This is a genomic window from Methanosarcina spelaei (assembly GCF_002287235.1).
Classification (GTDB): domain Archaea; phylum Halobacteriota; class Methanosarcinia; order Methanosarcinales; family Methanosarcinaceae; genus Methanosarcina; species Methanosarcina spelaei.
Genome location: NZ_LMVP01000221.1, coordinates 1 through 2292 on the forward strand (window position 1 = coordinate 1; position 2292 = coordinate 2292).

Consider the following 2292-nt stretch of genomic DNA (forward strand, 5'->3'; position numbering starts at 1 on the left):
ACCAGCCCTTCTTTAGCCTTAGTTGGCTTTTGCTTCATAAGCCCTCTGTCAGGAGCTTCCATGGAAAGCGCCATTGGTGGTAGGCCGTCCGTTATAAGGTTAATCCAGAGGATCTGGACCGCAATGACAGGCAGAGTATGCCAGGCAAGTACTCCTACAAGGACGATGAGAACCAGTCCTATGTGACATGTAAGGCCGTAGGCAATAAAATTTTTAATATTTTTCAGGATATTTCGGCCCTCTTCGACTGCTGACACGATGGATGCAAAGTTATCATCAGTCAGGATCATGCTTGAGGCTTCCTTACTGACATCCGTGCCTGTAATTCCCATCGCAATGCCCATATCGGCAGCTTTCAGGGCAGGAGCGTCATTTACTCCGTCTCCGGTCATTGCAACTATATATCCTTTTTTCTTGAGAGCTTCAACTACCTTCAGCTTATGCTCTGGATAAACCCTTGCGTAGACCGAAACTTTTTCCACAATCTCATCAAATTCCCTGTCTCCAAGGGCCTCCAGTTCGGTGCCTGTAAGGACAAGGTCTCCTTCCCGGAAAATCCCTAGTTCCTTTGCAATTGCAAAAGCCGTGGTCTTGTGGTCGCCTGTAATCATTATGGTTCGAATGCCTGCACTGGTACAGGTGGCAATTGCAACCTTTACTTCTTCTCTTGGAGGATCGCGCATACCCATGAGTCCTGAGAAAACCATATCTTTCTCAGTTTCTTCGGGCAGAATATCTTCCGGAACCTTGCGATAGGCAAACCCCATAACCCTTAATGTCTGGTTTGCAAGGTCGTTTACGATATTCAGGATTTCCTGTTTCCTTTCAGGAGTTAGATCTTCCTCATGCCCTTCAAGGAAAATTTTCGTACAGGAGGCAAGGATAACCTCAGGAGCTCCTTTGGCATGCGCATACAAACCATCTTCAGAGGTGTTTAGAGTAGTCATCATCTTCCTTTCGGAAGAAAAAGGAACTTCGCCTTTACGCTCATGTTTCTCCTCAAGGACGGCTTTCCAGAGACCTCCTTTAGCTGCAGCGACTACAAGAGCACCTTCAGTAGGGTCGCCTATAATATCCCATGTGCCTTCTTCCTCAACCAGCCCTGCATCGTTACAGAGGGTTCCCGTAACCAGTAACTTGTGGAGGTGTATATCCTTGGAAACAGGACTGTCTCCCCTGAAAAAGTCCCCTGTGGGTTTGTATCCTTCACCTGTAACAGTAAAGAGAGTCCCGTTTGCGTACACCTTCTCAACAGTCATCTTGTTCTGGGTAAGTGTCCCGGTCTTGTCGGTACATATGATATTAGTTGAGCCAAGTGTTTCTACGGACGGCAGTTTTCTTACAAGCGCATGCCTTTTTACCATTCTTCGGACACCAAGAGCAAGCCCGACTGTTACAACCGCAGGCAGAGCTTCCGGAATCGCAGCAACAGCAAGGGCAACTCCCCAGAGAAACATCTCAAAAGGATCAAAACCCTCGATAATTCCGAGTATAGCCACAAAAGCTACAATTATTAGGGTTGCGGTTCCGAGCCAGCGCCCAAACTGGTCAAGTTTCTCCTGAAGAGGAGTTTTATCCCTTTCAATTTCTCCCAGAAGCCCGGCTAGTTTTCCAAAAGCCGTACTCATACCTGTCGCCGTAATAACGGCTTTTCCCCTGCCGTAAGTGACTGAGGTCCCGGTATAAACCATATTTTTCCTGTCAGGCTGCGGGGTTTCAGGAGGAAAAATATTGATACTCTTTTCTACAGGAACAGATTCGCCAGTAAGTGAAGATTCGTCTACTTTCATGGAGAGCGCTTCAAGCAGTCTCGCATCCGCGGGAATCCTGTCTCCTGCTTGCAAAAGCAGAATATCACCTGGGACAAGTAGAGAAGAAGGAACTTTTCCCTCTTTTCCGTCTCTTAAAACCAGAGCTTCGGGACTGGTCAACGATTTCAAAAGTTTTATTGACTCTTCGGCCCTGTACTCCTGAACAAAACCGAGCACACTTGCAAGGACTACAGTAAACAGGATCACAAAAGCGTCAACAAGCTCTCCAAGGAAAGCGGAAACCAATGCTGCTGCAATCAGAATTACAATCAGAAAACTCTTGAACTGTGAAAGAAAAAGTTTTACAACCGAAGTCTTTTCTTCTTCTTTAAGCTCATTTTTTCCGTATTTATCAAGCCGTTTTTCCGCCTCTTCCGAACTCAGCCCGACTTCTTCGGAAGTGCTCAGGTTATTTAGAACCGCATCTGCGGCTTCATCATAATACATTCAGTTTTTCTCCAGTCAATCAAACAAATACTTT

1 protein-coding gene is annotated in these 2292 nt (G+C 46.3%); it reads right to left on the bottom strand.

All coding sequences use genetic code 11. The features are described 5' to 3' along the window. Window positions 1–2258: cation-translocating P-type ATPase (locus ASJ81_RS11265; RefSeq protein WP_095644527.1), on the bottom strand; the 2258-nt coding region annotated here is incomplete at its 3' end. Between the last annotated feature and the right edge of the window lie 34 nt (window positions 2259–2292).